The following is a 17,342-nucleotide window of genomic DNA, read 5'->3' on the forward strand; positions in this document are numbered from 1 at the left end:
CACTTAACATTTTAATTAACTATTATTTCAACCTTATGAAAAAGTACATTTTGGCCTCTTTGACATTGCTTTCTATGGGAATAGCTTTGGCGCAAAGCAAAGATAAACCCAACATCTTGATTATTTTTCCCGATGATGTCGGGTGGAGCAATGTGAGTGCCTATGGTAATGGAATTATGGGATATACCACTCCGAACATAGACCGTATTGCAGAGCAAGGGGTTAAGTTTACCGAGCATTACGCACAACCAAGTTGTACGGCAGGGCGCGCAGCATTGATTACGGGTCAATATCCCATTAGAAGCGGGATGACAACAGTGGGTAGACCTGGAGGTCCGTTAGGTTTAAAAAAGGAATCCCCGACCTTGGCCGAGGTGCTCAAAGAGCAGGGATATGCCACAGGTCAGTTTGGAAAAAACCATTTGGGAGACCTAAATTCCCATCTACCAACGGTGCACGGTTTCGACGAATTTTTTGGTAACCTCTACCACTTAAATACCCAAGAAGAGTATCAACAAAAAGATTATCCACAGGATCCAGAATTCTTTAAAAAGTTTGGTACTCGAGGAGTTTTGCATACCTATGCCACCGATACGGATGATACCACCGTTGACCCAAGATTTGGAAAAGTGGGCAAACAAAGAATTGAAGATACCGGACAACTTTCCAAGGAGCGTATGGAAACCGTGGACGAGGAGTTTATGGCCGCTTCCATCGATTTTATTAAAAGGGCACAGGAAGATGATAAGCCATATTTTGTATGGTTTAACCCAAGCAGAATGCACATGTTTACCCATTTAAAACCCGAAAATCGTTATTTGGCATTGCCCTATACCACAGAACATGATTTTTATGGTAGCGGCATGATGGAGCATGACATGATGGTGGGAGAAATGCTTAAAAAACTTGAGGAAATGGGAGCGTTAGAAAATACCATTGTGATTTATTCTACGGATAATGGCCCAGAGCACAGTGCCAGGACCCATGGTGGAACCACTCCTTTCCGAGGTGAAAAAATGACCACTTATGAAGGTGGTGTCCGTGTTCCCATGCTCGTCATGTGGAAAGACAAGATCCCAGCAGGTAAAACCCTAAGAGGCATACAGTCCCATATGGATATTTTTACCACTTTGGCCGCAGCCGCGGGTGTACCAAATGTTGCGGATAAAATGATGAAAGAAAGAAAACAATATATCGACGGGGTAAACAACCTTGATTATTGGCTGGGTAAATCGGATGAGAGTAACCGGGATAATTTTATTTACTATCATGAATCTGATATTAGGGCCATTCGGGTTAATCAATGGAAGTTGAATTTTCAAACAAGTGAGGATTATTATGCACCGTACGTTAAGCACAAATTCCCCATCATGTACAATTTGCACTTTGACCCTTTTGAAAGTTTCGACAGTACTACAGATCGTTCAGATATTCTCCAAAGAAAGCAATTCTTAAATGAACCGGTTCAGGAGATACTTGGAGAACACATACAAACATTACAGGACTACCCTCCAGTACAAAAAGCGGCAACACTCGACTTTTCGGAGCTGGTGAAGCAGCTACAATCGGGTAAGCAGTAATATTGAAAATTTAAATGGCTTTTAGCAAACTTGCTGGAAGCCATTTTTGAATTCTTATGTAAGCAGATTTTATTTTCAACAATGTAATATCCTAGTACAATGCCTACTCGTAAGGTCAAAAACACCTTCGTTCCATTTTTGTTTCTTGTATTGATGGCTTTTTCAGGATTTGGTCAAGATGAAATGGAACGGGAAGGAATGGAAGCGTTTAAACACCATGAAATTGGCGCATTGCTTTCCCATACCCATATGCGGGCTGGCGAAGTGGAGGGCGAATCGAAAAAAAGGTTGTCGTTGCCTTCATTTTCCATTTTTTACAACTATCACCTTAATCACAAGTGGTCGGTAGGTTTACATACCGATTTTGTAACGGAACAATTCGTGGCCCAATCGTTGGGAGGTGGAAAATCCATTGAAAGGGAACGTCCTATGGCCCCTGCAATTATGGTCGGGTTCAAACCAGGGAAGCATTTTACGTTTTTAATTGGAGGTGGAGCTGATATTGACCCGGAAGAAACTTTGGGACTCATCAGAATCGATTCTGAATACGGTTTGGAATTAGGAAATGAATGGGAGTTTATCGTGGCCTTGGGCTACGATATTCGTATTGATGCCTTCGACTCATTTCAATTGGGTCTTGGCGTTTCTAAAAGGTTTTAAGTATTTTATTATGTTGAAGTTCCCTAAAAATGTGTAATTAAAATTGTAGTTGTGATGAGTTCAAAATCAATATTGATCTGCCTACTTTTTTTTAGCTTTTCAACGGGTCTTCTTTCCCAAGAGAATTTTTTTTGGGATATAGGGGTAACCAAAAACCTGTCCACATCCACCGAATGGAACCAATCGGTGAATGGGCATTTCAAACACTTTATCACCGAAGATGGATGGTACCGTTTTGGAGCCAGTTATACCCTTACCCGTAATTTAAGTAATTGGGGCATTCAAGCAGGCCTTCTTGTGGAAAATACTTTTGATGATAGCATTGACAATTATTGGGAAGTAAGGCCTTGGGCAGGGTTAACGCTCAGCAATGATATATCGAGCAAACTAAAGTTTCACCAGTTTTTTAAACTGGAATGGCGTAATCTGCTTTTTGCTGGTGACTCCGAAAATCAAATTACCACTAGAACACGTTACAAAATAATGCCTGTTTACGATTTGGGCAACGATTGGTCCGTCTATACAAGTTATGAATGGTATATTCAGCCCAATACCGATTTAGGCGTTAGATTTATAAACTCGAGGGAATGGAATCTTGGATTTAACAAGAAAATGGAAAAATTTACCTTAAATTTCAATTACACAAGAGAAAGGTTCAATGCCGTTGTTTTGTCCGATACTACAAAGGCTAACACTTTTTCTGTCACCTTTATCTTCTAAAAAAAAATAAAAACATAAATATATATTCTTTGGACTTCAATCAAACACATCTTAAAAGTATTCAATGCATAGGGTTGTTGTTGCTTACAGCCACACTTACCATGTGTAAAACTGAAAAAAAGGAGGTTGGGACTGAAGTGGTTTCTGCCAACCATTATTGCTATGTTCCCTCAGATTCGCTTATAGGCAAGCAATATTTGGACGTAAGTGCTTTGGCTGGCATCGGAAGCATTGCACCTGATGAAAATAGATTAACAGACACCTCGGGAATGGTACTTATTAAGGGAGGTACTTTTGATATGGGAGGGGATATGCCAATGAATTCGGAAGGAATGCCCCCCACAGCTTTGCCGCAACCCGACGAATTTCCAAAACACACCGTTCAAGTATCCGACTTTTACATGGATGAGCATGAAGTTACCGTGCGCCAATTTTTGGAGTTTGTAGAAGCTACGGGATACAAAACCATCGCAGAATACGATGTGGATTGGGAAGAATTAAAAAAACAAGTGCCTCCTGGAACACCAAAACCCGATGAAGAAATGTTGAAGGCAGGAGCATTGGTGTTTCAATATGTACCCAAAGGAACTCCAAAGGACAATTTGGCCAACTGGTGGTCTTTTCAAACTGGAGTAAATTGGAAAAATCCTGATGGATCCCATCCAACCTTGGATTCTATTTTAGATTTGCCCGTTACCCAAGTTTCATGGTACGATGCCATGGCCTATGCCAAATGGGCCAACAAAAGATTGCCCACAGAGGCCGAATATGAATATGCCATGCGTGCCGGAAATAACAATACCATGTATCCTTGGGGCAATGAAATGGTGGATGATACCGACCAAAGGGGGAATTTTTTACAGGGAGAATTTCCTTATGAAAACACAGTGGAAGATGGATTTGAATCTGTAGCACCGGTCAAATCATTTCCTCCCAATGCCTATGGCTTATACGATATCTCGGGGAATGTATGGGAGTGGACCTTGGATTGGTACGGCGCAGATTATTACAACGTACTTAAAATGCAGGGCGGAACCGCCGTGAACCCAAAAGGACCAGATAAAACAAGAGAGGTATACAATCAACAGGCCACCAACAAGGTGGTGCGGGGTGGATCGTTCCTATGTAATGATGATTGGTGTTCAGGATTCAGAAACGCACGAAGAATGCGTTTAAGTCCAGATTCTGGAATGCAGCACGTAGGCTTCAGGTTGGTTCGGGAAGTATTATAAAGTTTATAAGAAGGATTTTTATGCTTTAGAATTGAAAAGCAGGGTAGATTGGACCATTAACTTTTAAAACCATAAAAAATGAGTTTTTTTAACCGTTCAACAAAAGCCATGATTATTGGAGGGCTCTTTTTGATTATCCCTCTTCTGTTAATAATGATTCTTCTAGGTAAGGCATGGGCAATTCTTAACCCCATTGTAAGTGGATTGGTTGATTTTTTTGGTATTCATTCCATTTTTGGAACTGCCACAATTGCGATATTTACGATTCTAGCTTTTTTGCTACTCTGTTATTTTGGTGGATTGTTATTGAGAAAAGGATTTATTAAGGATTGGGGTGAAAATATCCAAGATCAACTTTTCTTGATTCAACCAAGCCTGCAAATGTTCAGGTATAAAATGATGGGTGATTCTGCAACACACAAAAATGTGAGTAATTGGAAACCCATTTTATTAAAGGAGGAATCATTTTATGGTATTGCCTTTATTACAAAAGAGCATGAAAATGGGTTTTTTAGCATTTACATTCCAGATGCACCAAAAATGGATGCGGGAGAAATACGATTTATACCAAAAGCGGAGTGTACATACCTTGATATTTCTATGAAAGACGCCATGCAAGGATTAAGCTCTTTTGGAAAACAAATACCGATTTCACAATTAATTCAAGTTTAATAACCAAATTAAAAATACTTAACATGATACATTTCAACCTCCCAAAATTGTCAAGTACAATAACCTTATGTTCTTTTTTTCTACTATATACAGTTAATATTTCAGCTCAGGACGCAAGTGCTGATGAATTGGCAAAAAAGCTCCAAAACCCTGTCGCTAGTTTGATCAGTGTTCCGTTTCAAGGGAATTTTGACTTTGGAATCGGACCATCGGATGGAAGCCGAATGACGTTGAATGTACAACCAGTAATTCCGATGAGTCTAAATGAAAATTGGAATTTAATAGCACGGGTCATTCTTCCGATTACTTCACAAAACGATGTTTTTGGACCCAGTGGAAGGCAAACAGGTTTGGGCGATGCCACGATGAGTGCTTTTTTCTCTCCAAAAGAGCCTACCTCAGGTGGATTGATTTGGGGTGTTGGTCCTGCCTTATTGGTTCCTACCGCCACAGACGATCTTTTGGGAACAGGAAAATTCGGAGTTGGCCCTACAGCGGTTGGATTAAAACAAATTGGAGACCTTACCATAGGAACATTGATCAACCATATTTGGTCGATTGCGGGCGATGATGATCGAGCAGATGTGAACGCCACATTCTTTCAGCCTTTTATAGCCAAGAATTTTGCCGGGGGATATGCGTTGACTTTAAATACGGAATTGAGCCAAAATTGGGACGCCCATGCTACATCGGGTACCATTAATTTTGTGGGTTCTAAAGTAATTTCTTTAGGCAGTCAATTGGCTCAGGTAGCTGTTGGTCCCAGAATTCCTTATGGGAATGGTAATAGTTCATCTTGGGGCTTTAGAGCGGTATTTGTACTGTTGTTTCCTAAATAATGGATTGTTTCAGGACTATTCTATACTGAAAATGACCCTTTGATATCGGGTCAATGCAGGAAACCCAGCATCGGTGCCTTCTATTATGACATGATATTCCTCTCCCTTTTTTGCAGAATCGGGAATTTGGATAGAGACGATAGCTGTTTTTAAATCAACTTTTACGTATCCATTTCCAGCTTCGGCATAGGACCAAACCTTGAAGTAAACTGGGTCACCGTCCCTATCTTTATGGGATAAATGGAGAGTGATGGCATCTCCAGCACTTGCACTGATGGCATTGCCTTCTGCCACCTTGATTTGGGGCGGATGGTTGGCCTCTTCAAAGGATTTTACACACCAGTCTGCCCGGGCAGCAAAATCGAGTTGCATGGGTTTGATCCAACGGGTCTGTGGATAGCTAGTATCCATTTCTCCTGTTTCTGGATTTACATCTGCGGCTGCATCCCCATCCTTAAACCGAAATGGATTTTCCTCAGATTGAACAAACCTACCACTCCAACCGCCTCTAGATGGGTCTTCGTAATTATCCAAACCTACATCCACCAAATGTAAAAATGCGGGTGAGTCGCCCTCTGAAATAAAATCAAACTTGGCAAAACTACCACGTTCGGTATTTACAATTTTGGAAATATCACCTTCAAAATGGTTGGGGTCTCCTTCCTGTTTTTGCCCATCACCATAAGAATAATATTTTCCGAATAATGGTCCATGATCATTGATGATGTTTGGTCCCATAAAGTTCCCTTCCAAATAGGGTTGTTGACTTTTGGGCACTACCATTTTCCAGGGATAGGCAAAGCACCAAAACTGATTGGCGTTATAAAAAACCCGGATTTCAGGCCAATTGGGACCTATGTATTTTTTATAGGTAGCATCTTGGTCCATTATGGTATAGATAATAGCTTTTTTAGATACCCTTTCCTTAATGGATTTCCAGTCTTTATGTTCGGAATAATCTTCTTCAATTGATTTTAGGGCGCGGGCAATGGTATTTGTGCCACCCCAAGCTTGAAGAAAAATTTCTCTTGGGTCATTGTCCAATAATTTTTGGGCTATCCATTTGGAACCTTCTGTACGCTGGTCCATTTCACCTTCGAAATCTATATTGCCCACCTTCACTAACTCTAAAAGAGCCTCGGCAGAAGGATAGTTATTGTCGTGCAGCAATAGATTTTGGTGTACCTTTTTGTATTCTGCCAATAATTCCTGCATCCAAGTGGTACCAGGCCATCGTAACTCACTGCGTTCCCCATATAAATTTCGGGTCATTTCCATTTCGGAAATCATGGTAGTGCCTTTTCCATCGCCTTTCCAATGCCACATAGAACTTGAATAAATCAGGCCTTCCGTATCAAATTCATTGGTGTACATCAGGAACCGGATAAAGGTGTCCACATCATCTATTTCCCCGTCTGTGGTTACAATGGTCCGTTTGTTGGTTTGCTGGGCAAATCCCAGAGTGAATAAGAATAGAAAAGGAAGAAAAAGACTAATGTTTTTCATGTTTTGCAGTCGTCGGTTCATGGGCTTTTACCAGATGTTTCTATAAATAGTTTTCCGATGGGTGTTTCCAGGGTCCCCTATAATTTCGCTTTAAAAGCGCGGTCGCTTCGGTATCGTCCACAATGATGCGTTGCTGAGGATGGTATACTAGCGGTCGCTCCAGTTCCATGGCTAGATTGGCCATAATGCAACTTGCTGTAGATATGTGTCCCTCCTCTACATCGGCAACAGGCAAGGTGTCCTGCTCTATTGAAGCCAATAAATCCAACATATGTCTTCTGGTGGCTGGAGCCGTATGCAGTTCGATATCTTTTTCTTTTAAATCCTCAGGATATTTTTCCCGTTCGTACACCACTTGTTTTTTTAGGGTTTCGCCCTCACCGGCAGGAATAAATTCATATTGGTGCACACTTCCTTTGAAAGTTCCTTTTTCGCCGTAAATGAAAAATGCCCAAGGATATTCCGGGTCGGGGGGCGTGCCCCAACTTCGGTGTTGCCAAATGCAATTGAGTTCATCAAACTCAAAAACAGCATTTTGTGTGTCAGAAATATTGGCGATAGCATCTTTCTGAACATAGATTCCCCCTGTAGAACTTATTTTTTTGGGCCATCCAAGGTCCAACATCCACCGAACGGTATCCAACATATGCACACACATATCGCCCACAATGCCATTTCCATACTCCATAAAGGCTCTCCACCTTCTGTGTGGCGAACCAACATAAGGGCGAAGGGGAGCGGGACCGGACCATAAATCGTAATCTAGATATTCGGGAATTTCTTGAACTGGCGGATTGGCGTTCCAACGCATATGATAGTAACAGCACATTTCTACATGGGATATTTTTCCCAAAAGTCCAGCATCGATAACGTTTTTCTTTCCATCGATTAAATGGGGTGTACTTCTCCTTTGGGTGCCAATCTGGACTTTTTTCCCCAGTTTTCGAGCAGTTGCCAAAATAGATTCGCCTTCCAAAACATCTAAACTTATCGGTTTTTGAAGGTATAAATGGGCACCGGACTCCATAGCTTCGATTGCTTGGAGTGCATGCCAATGATCAGGAGAACCAATCAGAACAATGTCCAAATCCTTTTCGGCCAACATTTTGCGGTATTCTCGATATAATCTTGGTTTTTTGCCGGATGACTGACGTTGAGCAACCAAATTGGCTGCTTCCTCTAAATGTCGACGATCCACATCACAAAGTGAGACCACTTCAACATTGGTAACCTGAATAAGCTTTAGGAGGTCACTGGTGCCATACCATCCACAGCCAATAAGTCCCACGCGATATCTTTTTTGAGAATACACCAAATCCAAGCCATAGGCGCCAAAAGATGACAGCGCCAGCACGGCAGTGGAACTTTTTAAAAAGTTTCTTCGATTGATATAAAAACTGTCGGAAGCCATAGGCTACAGACTCCATTTATTGCCCACTTCGTCCAGTTGGAGACATCCGCGGTAAGCACCCGGTATAGGGTCATAGTTGAGAACATTTTCACCAATTTCTTCCGAAGTGAAATACCCCCATAAAACAGCTGATTTAAAGGATCGATAGAATCCAACAGGCTCTGGATTACCTACGGTGGTTCCCCAAACACTGCTTCCAAACTGCCCTGATGTTTCTTCGGCTTTTTGTAGTGCATTTATTTGATCGGATTCGGAAAGATTTACAAAATCGTCTCCGTAATCTTTTTGACAATCGGCATTGAACTTTGCTATTTCGTTTCGAACATGGTTCTGACCTTCTTCGTTGTACAATTGAGCATAGACCTTGTCCAAGAACATATCGACCTTTACGTCCAACGCTCCAGGAGTTTCGGTTCTTGGTAAAATCATATCTACTACTTTGGAAACAAATGCAGCTTCGTCCAAAGTCAAAAATTGGGGTTCCCAATCTATACGAGTCTCATTTTTACATGATTGCAAAAGGGATAATAATGATGGACCCACAACGGCTGCCGTGGCCATGCTTCCTGTAAATTTTAATGCTTTTCTCCGGTCCATTTTAGATGTTCATTTTTTTAAGTTCTTCCACTGCGTGATTTGCTGCTCTTGCCGTTAATGCCATATAAGTTAAAGATGGATTCACACATGAATTTGAAGTCATACAGGCTCCATCGGTCACAAAAACATTTTTAACCCCATGAATTTGGTTGGTGCCGTTCAAAACTGAAGTTTTAGGGTCGCGGCCCATACGAGCAGTTCCCATTTCGTGAATTCCGTATCCAGGTTCATGGTTGTTGTCAAACCCAAGTACATCCTTAAGGCCTGCTTTTTCCAGCATTTCTACGGCATCTTCTTGAATTTGTTTATTTTGGGCCAATTCGTTTTCCTTATACTCGCAGTCGATGGAAAGGGTGGGTTGTCCCCATTTATCCGTTACATCCTTGTTCAGATATACTTTGTTATCGTGGTAAGGCAAACATTCGGCAAAACCGGTGATGAAGAACTCCCAAGGACCTGGTTTCATGATGCTGTCCTTGTAATTGCCACCAAATTCTTGTCGGTTGGCCGCTTCACCGTTACCCATACGGTAACCTCCACCTTGATAACCAAAGCCGCGTAAAAATTTATTCGATTTTGAGTTTTCGTCGATGTTCCAGTAACGGGGAATATAAATTCCATTGGGTCTTCTACCGCTATAATATTTATCATCGAATCCTTCTACTTTTCCAATGGCCCCTACGCGATAGGTATGGTCCATTAAATTATGGCCCAATTCACCGCTATCGTTACCCATTCCTTCAGGGAAACGGTTGGAGGTGGAATTCAATAGAATTTGTGTAGTACTCAAGGTTGATGCGTTGCAGAATATGATTTTTGCCTTGTATTCGATATCCATATTGGTTTCTGCATCAATAATTCGAACACCAGAAGCTTTGCCTGTGCTTTCATCGTACATAATGGACTGTACAATGGAGTAGGGCCTAAATGTAAGGTTTCCTGTCGCATTGGCGGCAGGTAGCGTTACCGCGTTGCTGCTAAAATAAGCTCCGTATGGACAACCTCGACTACATCGATTTCTATATTGACATTGCCCTCTACCATTTAAGGGTTCGGTCAAATGGGCAACTCGACCAATGATCATATGTCTGCCCGGAAAGTTGCTTTCAATTCGCTTTTTAACCTCTTTCTCCACACAGTTTAATTCCATTGGAGGCAGAAAATGGCTATCTGGCAATTGCGGCAAGCCCAAGGCTTCACCACTGATGCCTGCAAACTTCTCCACATAAGTGTACCATGGTTCCAAATCTTTATATCGAATGGGCCAATCCACACCATGTCCGTCTTTGGCATTGGCTTCAAAATCCATTTCGCTCCAACGATAGGTCTGTTTTCCCCATAAAAGGGAACGGCCTCCCATTTGATGGCCTCGAATCCAAAGAAATGGTTTTACCTCGGTATACGGGTTTTCTTCATCATTGGCATGAAAATGCTCGGTATCTTTTCCAATAAACCCGGAACGAATGCCTTTATAATGTTTTTTTTGTTCTTCTGGAGTCAATCCTCCGCGTAGATCCATATCCCAGGGGTCTAGATTTGCCGTTTTGTAATCTACAACATGTTCGACTACGGGTCCACGCTCCAAAACCAAGGTTTTTAACCCTTTTTCACAAAGTTCTTTTGCTGCCCATCCTCCACTTATCCCAGAGCCTATAACAATAGCATCGTAGGTGTGTTTTGGATCGGCATCAATATTATAATTTGGCATTTTTGATATAATTTTAGGTTTTAAAGATTGCTAAATTTAAACAACTTTAAGTTTTAGATTTGTGATTTTTTATTCCTTTTCGACTTTGCTTTGGTCAAAACTATATAAATAAGGAGCTTTGTTGGCCGCTCCGGTATATAGTTTTTCGTGTCTTTTCAGAAAGTCCATACTGAGCATTTTGCGTTGAAACGTGGTTCTTCTGAATTCTTTGTTCAAAATGACCTCGTACACCCTTTGCAATTCTTTCATGGTGAATTTTTTTGGCAAAAGATTGGTTCCAATTGGTTTTTTACCCAAATCGCTTCTGATGGCCTCAATGGCTTTTTCAACAATTTCTTCATGATCGATCATAAGGGGAGGTAATTTGTCAATAGCATGCCAGTCTATGGAATCCGAAAATTTATCAGGTGTGGGTTTCACTTCATTGTAATCGATAAGGGCATAGTACCCCACGGTTATAAAACGATCCAAAACCCAATGGTCTGAAGTAATGGGATAACCTTTTCCTGCAGCTATCTTTTTAAAAGGGTAAGAACTATCTCGATTTTTCTTGCCGAAGGTGTGGAATTGTTCCAAATGTATTCTTTCCAATCCAGTCCTTTCCCTTACTCCACGTTTTACTGCATCGTATAGGTTTTCGTCTCTCCTAATAAATCCTCCGGGAAGTGCAAATAGTCCAGAATTTTGATATTCTAAGATTAAAATTTTTAGCTCATTCCCTGTAAAACCAAAGATTACAGTGTCGTATGCAATGTTGGTTATATGTTCTTTTTCTGAAGGTAACATGTTGTAAACATCGCAAAAATTACGGTAAAAAAATATTATTATAAAAAAAAGAAAGTATTATTGTGTCAAATTGATACAATAATAAGTTTGAAATTGAGAATGTATCATTTGGTTTTACTGGGGTTATGGTAAAATGGGCAATGAATGCTCAACATTCAAACGCTATTCCTATTCAAGTATAGGATATTGGAGTGGAGAGTACATCTGTTAGAGTAAACAATGACGATCGTTACTTTTTTTGATTTGGCAGTATCTCAAAACCAGCGATGTGTTTTTTTAACAATTCTAAGCGGAGTTGTTGCTTTTTAGAAGCATGGAAATCCATTATGAAATGTGTATTGATAATTGAGTGGAACCCAGATGTACATTGACTTTTTGAAATATGGAATTATCAATTTGATATTTATGAGGGGGCTGATTTTAATTTTATAATATTTAATGTTAAAATATTGCTAATTGTAAAATTTTACCTATTATTGTTCCCGATTGAGACAATATGCACGGTCTGAATCAATTCAAAATAACAAACTAAATAAACTATCTATGAATCAAAACAAAATTCAGATTTTGGCAAGATGGGCTGATTCGGTTAAAACGTTTCAAGCATTCTTTTTGTCAATGACAATGATGTTGGTCGGGGGGTATGCGTTTGCAGCAACCCCAGACTCGGATGAGACTTCTGCGCCTCCATTTCAAATTACAATTACAGGTACAGTAGTAGATGCAATGGGGACTCCCCTTCCAGGTACCAACGTTATTGTGAAGGGTACCACAAATGGTACGCAAGCGGATTTTGATGGAAATTATTCCATTACAGCTGCTTCCGATGCAACCCTTATTTTTTCTTACGTAGGGTTTAAAACAGTAGAAATTCCGGTAAACGGCAATGCTACTGTTGATGTTACCATGGAAGAAGATGCGGCAGCATTGGATGAAGTGGTTGTGACCGGTTATGGTACGCAGACCAGAGGTGAACTAACTGGTTCCGTGGGTACTGTAGATGTTGCCGAAGCCACAAAAACACCAGTTGTGAATGCTGCTGAAGCATTACAAGGTAGGGTTTCCGGGGTAACCATTACAAACAATGGTTCTCCAGGTGCTACTCCTGTAGTGCGTATTAGGGGTTATGGTACAGGTAACAGTAACGATCCTTTGTACATTATTGACGGTGTGCAAACTGATGATCCTGGTATCTTGAACTCCATTAACCCAGCAGACATCCAACAGATGAACGTACTTAAGGATGGTGCAGCTGCTATTTATGGTGCTCGTGCATCCAATGGTGTTGTGATCGTAACTACCAAAAGTGGTGGGTACAACTTGGATACTGCAAAAGTATCTTTGGATATGTACACAGGTTTCTCTACACCATCTAAGTTGCCGGACATGTTGAATACACAACAACATGGTGAAATGATTTGGCAAAGTATCTTGAACGATGGTGGTACTCCTCAGCACCCACAATATGGTAATGGAGCGTCACCTGTTATTCCTGAGACTATTCAAGGGGTTCCTGTTACTATGGTTGTGCCAGAAGGAGGAACTGATTGGTTGGATGAAATTTACAGATCTGCGGTAACGCAAAACGTTTCCCTAACTTTGGAAAACGGTAACGAAAAATCTAAATTCTTATTCTCTACCAGCTATTTGAACCGTCAGGGTATCCAGATTCACACAGGATTTAAAAGAGGTTCTGCTCGTTTAAACTCTGAATTTAAAGTGGGTGATAGAGTCCGTATTGGACAACACGCAAATATTTCTTTTGATAGAAGAAGTGGTGGACAATCTTGGAACAACTTTGCTCTAAGGATGTCTCCATTGGTACCGGTATATGATACCGATGGTAATTTTGGTGGAAACTATAGTAATGATACTGGACTTTCCAACCCAAACAACCCAGTAGCTGAAGCTTACCGTCAAAAAGACAATTTTGCCAAAACATTTAGAGTGTTTGGTGATATTTATGCTACCGTTGACATTTTTGATGGATTGCAGTTCAAAACATCTTTGGGTGGTTCCATTAGAGCCTTTAATGATAGAAGTTTTAGAGCTTTGATTCCAGAATCTTCAGAGCCTATTTCCACCAACACACTTACAGAGAATGATCAAGATACCTATGAGTGGGTTTGGACCAATACTTTAAGTTATAACAAGTCTTTTGGAGACCACAGTATTAATGCTTTGGTAGGTATCGAAGCTTTGGATGTACATGGTAAAGGAAAAGGTATTTCAAGAACCGATTATTTCTTCGAAACTCCAGATTACTATTTGTTGAGCAATGGTGGAGGTACTCCAAACGTAGCCTATGCTTATGATAACGCATCCTCTTTGTTCTCGTTGTTTGGTACCGTAAACTACGATTATGATGGTCGTTATTTATTGACAGCTACTGTACGTCGTGATGAATCTTCAAGATTTAAAGGAGATAACAAAAGTGATATTTTCCCATCCATTAGTGCAGGTTGGGTAGTAAGCAACGAAAATTTCTGGTCTACTGATTCTTTTATCAGTCGATTGAAATTAAAAGGATCTTGGGGTCAAATGGGTAACCAAACATTGCCTGTGAACAACCCAACAATCAACATTTCTGCTTTAAGTGAGCAATATGCCAACTACGTATATAGCGGTAGTGGAGGAGCAACTCAAGGAGCTCTTTTGTCTGCAGCAGGAAACCCAAACTTGCGTTGGGAAACCAGTGAAACTACCAACTTTGGTGTGGAATTGGGATTCTTTGATAACAGATTGAACCTTTCTGCAGAATACTTTACGATCAAAACCAAAGATTTGATCAACCAAGACTTTAGCTTGTATAGTTCTACAGCAATCGATGCTGCACCACCTTTTGTAAACCTAGGTTCTATTGAGAACAAAGGTGTGGATGCAACTTTAAGTTATTCAGATCAGACCGATTCAGGCTTTAGCTATGGAATTGATGTGAACTTCTCCAGCTACAAAAATGAAGTAGTTGATTTGATCAGTGCTTTCCAAACCGGATTTGGAGGTTTTAGAACTACAGGTACTGTAACCAGAACTGAGGAAGGACAACCAATTTCATCTTTCTATGGTAGAGTTGTAGAAGGTATTTTTGCTTCAGAAGCTGAAGTTTCTGCTGCGGCCGATCAAGGATTTGCAACAGCTGCTGACGGTGTTGGTAGATTTAAATATGCAGATTTAAACAATGACGGTGTTATCAACGATGATGATAGAACATATATTGGTTCTCCTCACCCTGATTTCACTTACGGTGTTAACTTGACAATGGGGTACAAAGGATTTGATATGTCAGCATTCTTCCAAGGTTCTCAAGGAAACGAAATCTTTAATAACGAAAAAGTGTATACAGATTTCCCATCCTTTTTTAACGCAAACAGAAGTACAAGAGTATTGGATTCTTGGACACCAGACAACCAAGATGCTTCATTGCCAGCATTGAGCCAGAGTATCACCAATAACGAAGGTCAAGCGAATTCGTTCTTCGTGGAAGATGGATCATACATGAGATTGAAAAACCTTCAAATTGGATATACTTTCAGCGATGATGTTGCTAGTTATGTAGGTATGGACAGTGTTCGTTTCTACATTCAAGGTACCAACCTATTTACTATTTCTGGTTATGATGGAGTTGATCCTGAGCTTCAGCCAAGGTTTAACGGTGATGGATCTATCGATAACCTTACAATAGGTGTTTCCGATAACAACTACCCTTTAGCTTCAATTTATTCCTTCGGGGTTAATTTAAAATTTTAAAAAATGAAAAAGAGAGTAATATATTCAACCATACTAGCAGGACTCTTGCTATGGTCCTGTAGTGAAGATTTCACAGAAAAGCCAGCAACAGGAGCACTTTCAGATGAGGCCTTGCAGAATGCACTGGGTGTAGATCTTAAATTGACAGCTGCCTACTCCGCAATGGATGGTGAGCGTATCAACCGTCAAGGAGAAGGTGTAGCAGCAGGTGGAGATAACTGGTGGTCCGATGTAGTGTCCGATGATGCGCACAGAGGTAGTACCGATGGTGATAACACTGCCTTGTTCCAAGTTGAAACCTTGGACTGGCAAACCGGTAACAACTGGTTCTTGGGAAGATGGAGTGCACTTTTTGGAGGTGTTAACCGCTGTAATGCTGTTTTGGATTTGATAAGTCAAATTCCAGATGGTGATTTTACACAACAAGCAGGTGAAGCCCTTTTCTTAAGAGCATACTATAATTTTGAACTGCAAAAGTTTTATGGAAACGTTCCGTTTATATCTGTTGAAAATTTAGTAAACCAAGAATTCAACCAACCCAACCCAGGTCCTGTTTGGGCGGAAATCGAAGCTGATTTAAATCAGGCGATTGGAATGTTGGGTTCTGATATTATAGTTGGTAGAGCAAATTCATGGGTGGCTAAGGCATATTTAGGTAAAGCATTGCTATATCAAGGTAAATATGATGCAGCCTTGACCCAATTTAACGATGTGATTAACAATGGACCATACTCGTTAAATGAAGAGTTTGTGGACAACTTTAATTTTGCAGGTGAAAACGGACCAGAATCTATGTTCGCTATTCAGTTTTCAGCAGATACAGGTCGTTCCTTTAATGGTAACGGAGCTGGTACATTGAATTATCCTGGTGGTGGACCTTTGGGTACTTGCTGTGGATTTTACCAGCCAACCCAGGACTTGGTAAATGCATACCAAACCAGTGGTGGTTTACCATTGTTGGATTCTTATGCAGATACCGATGTGGTAAGTGACTACGGAATCAACAGTGCAGATCCCTTTACACCACATACTGGACCACTAGATCCAAGATTGGATTACACAGTTTCTCGAAGAGGGATTGATTATAATGGTTTTGGTATAAACCCGGGTAAAGAATGGATTAGAGCAACGTTCCAGGATATTTCTGGACCGTACCTTCCTAAAAAGAACGTGTACCAGGCAGACGAAGTGGATGCCAACCGTGGTACTGGTGGATGGGGCTCCGATTGGTCTGGTATCAACTATAATATTTTGCGTTATGCAGATGTATTGTTGATGGCCGCGGAAGCAGCTGTTGAAAAACCAACTCCAGATTTGGCCTTGGCCTTGAACTACGTAAATCAAGTTCGTAACAGAGCCAAAAACATGACGTACGTTAAAACTGTAGATGGGACAGCTGATGCTGCCAATTATGAAATTGAACTATACACGTCATTTGCCAATCAAGCAGAAGCTAGAAAAGCAGTTCGATTTGAGCGTCGTTTGGAATTTGGAATGGAAGGTCACAGATTATTTGATCTAAGAAGATGGGGTGTTGCCATGGAAACTATCAACACGTACATCCAAAACGAAGGAGAGGATTTTTACCTTTCTGGATATGATTCTAAATTCAAAACTTATCAACCTAAGCACGATTTGTATCCAATCCCAGTAAATGCAATTGACCAGAGTGGTGGTATTTTAACCCAAAACCCTGGCTATTAAAAATAGAGTCTGAGTTAGTTAAATTTTAATTTAGTTGAATAGGTTGCCAATTAACTTTGGCAGCCTATTTTTATTTTTATCATTTTGCACCAATTTGTAAGTAAGAATCTTATTTTGCCAGCATGTTTTTTTAAAGCATGCTTTTAATAAATAATCGGTTAATTTTTGAATAATAAAGGC

At 40.5% G+C, this 17,342-nt stretch carries 13 protein-coding genes; 8 read left to right on the forward strand and 5 right to left on the reverse strand.

The window, feature by feature from the left end; all coding sequences use genetic code 11:
* Nucleotides 1-35 precede the first annotated feature (35 nt).
* From ABT310_RS11990 to ABT310_RS12015, 6 genes are all read left to right on the forward strand, one after another.
* Entirely contained in the window at nucleotides 36-1,580 is a 1,545-nt protein-coding gene (locus tag ABT310_RS11990) for an arylsulfatase (protein WP_375324122.1), read from the forward strand.
* Between the two features lie 99 nt (nucleotides 1,581-1,679).
* A complete protein-coding gene (locus ABT310_RS11995; RefSeq protein ID WP_375324123.1) occupies nucleotides 1,680-2,240 on the forward strand; it encodes a hypothetical protein in 561 nt (186 codons plus the stop codon).
* Between the two features lie 54 nt (nucleotides 2,241-2,294).
* The gene (locus ABT310_RS12000) at nucleotides 2,295-2,960 is read left to right on the forward strand and encodes a hypothetical protein (protein WP_375324124.1); all 666 of its coding nucleotides are present in this window, start codon (nucleotides 2,295-2,297) and stop codon (nucleotides 2,958-2,960) included.
* A gap of 101 nt (nucleotides 2,961-3,061) precedes the next feature.
* A complete protein-coding gene (locus ABT310_RS12005) occupies nucleotides 3,062-4,192 on the forward strand; it encodes a formylglycine-generating enzyme family protein (RefSeq protein ID WP_375324125.1) in 1,131 nt (376 codons plus the stop codon).
* 78 nt (nucleotides 4,193-4,270) lie between these two features.
* A complete protein-coding gene (locus ABT310_RS12010) occupies nucleotides 4,271-4,864 on the forward strand; it encodes a hypothetical protein (protein WP_375324126.1) in 594 nt (197 codons plus the stop codon).
* Nucleotides 4,865-4,992: 128 nt separating this feature from the next.
* Nucleotides 4,993-5,703 carry a hypothetical protein gene (locus ABT310_RS12015; RefSeq protein ID WP_375324127.1) on the forward strand — a complete coding sequence of 237 codons (711 nt, stop codon included), beginning with the start codon at nucleotides 4,993-4,995 and terminating at the stop codon, nucleotides 5,701-5,703.
* Between the two features lie 15 nt (nucleotides 5,704-5,718).
* Here ABT310_RS12015 and ABT310_RS12020 read toward each other — a convergent pair whose 3' ends face one another.
* The 5 genes from ABT310_RS12020 to ABT310_RS12040 all read right to left on the reverse strand — a co-directional run bounded on the left by ABT310_RS12020 (nucleotide 5,719) and on the right by ABT310_RS12040 (nucleotide 11,711).
* Entirely contained in the window at nucleotides 5,719-7,209 is a 1,491-nt protein-coding gene (locus tag ABT310_RS12020) for a DUF1593 domain-containing protein (protein ID WP_375324128.1), read from the reverse strand.
* Nucleotides 7,210-7,249: 40 nt separating this feature from the next.
* Entirely contained in the window at nucleotides 7,250-8,620 is a 1,371-nt protein-coding gene (locus ABT310_RS12025; RefSeq protein ID WP_375324129.1) for a Gfo/Idh/MocA family protein, read from the reverse strand.
* A 3-nt stretch (nucleotides 8,621-8,623) separates the two neighbouring features.
* Nucleotides 8,624-9,217, reverse strand: a complete 594-nt coding sequence (locus ABT310_RS12030; RefSeq protein ID WP_375324130.1) for a gluconate 2-dehydrogenase subunit 3 family protein — start codon at nucleotides 9,215-9,217, stop codon at nucleotides 8,624-8,626.
* Between the two features lies 1 nt (nucleotide 9,218).
* A complete protein-coding gene (locus tag ABT310_RS12035) occupies nucleotides 9,219-10,925 on the reverse strand; it encodes a GMC oxidoreductase (protein ID WP_375324131.1) in 1,707 nt (568 codons plus the stop codon).
* A 69-nt stretch (nucleotides 10,926-10,994) separates the two neighbouring features.
* Nucleotides 10,995-11,711 (reverse strand): NUDIX domain-containing protein, encoded by a 717-nt coding sequence (locus ABT310_RS12040; RefSeq protein WP_375324132.1) that lies wholly within the window; start codon nucleotides 11,709-11,711, stop codon nucleotides 10,995-10,997.
* A gap of 543 nt (nucleotides 11,712-12,254) precedes the next feature.
* On the opposite strand from ABT310_RS12040, the gene ABT310_RS12045 reads away from it, so the two are divergent.
* Together ABT310_RS12045 and ABT310_RS12050 are read left to right on the forward strand one after the other, a co-directional pair.
* Entirely contained in the window at nucleotides 12,255-15,458 is a 3,204-nt protein-coding gene (locus ABT310_RS12045) for a SusC/RagA family TonB-linked outer membrane protein (protein ID WP_375324133.1), read from the forward strand.
* A gap of 3 nt (nucleotides 15,459-15,461) precedes the next feature.
* Nucleotides 15,462-17,162, forward strand: coding sequence for a RagB/SusD family nutrient uptake outer membrane protein (locus ABT310_RS12050; protein ID WP_375324134.1), 1,701 nt, complete (start codon nucleotides 15,462-15,464; stop codon nucleotides 17,160-17,162).
* The last annotated feature ends 180 nt before the right edge of the window (nucleotides 17,163-17,342 follow it).

Origin of the sequence: Flagellimonas cixiensis, from assembly GCF_042134615.1 — a bacterium.
GTDB classification, from domain to species: domain Bacteria; phylum Bacteroidota; class Bacteroidia; order Flavobacteriales; family Flavobacteriaceae; genus Flagellimonas; species Flagellimonas cixiensis.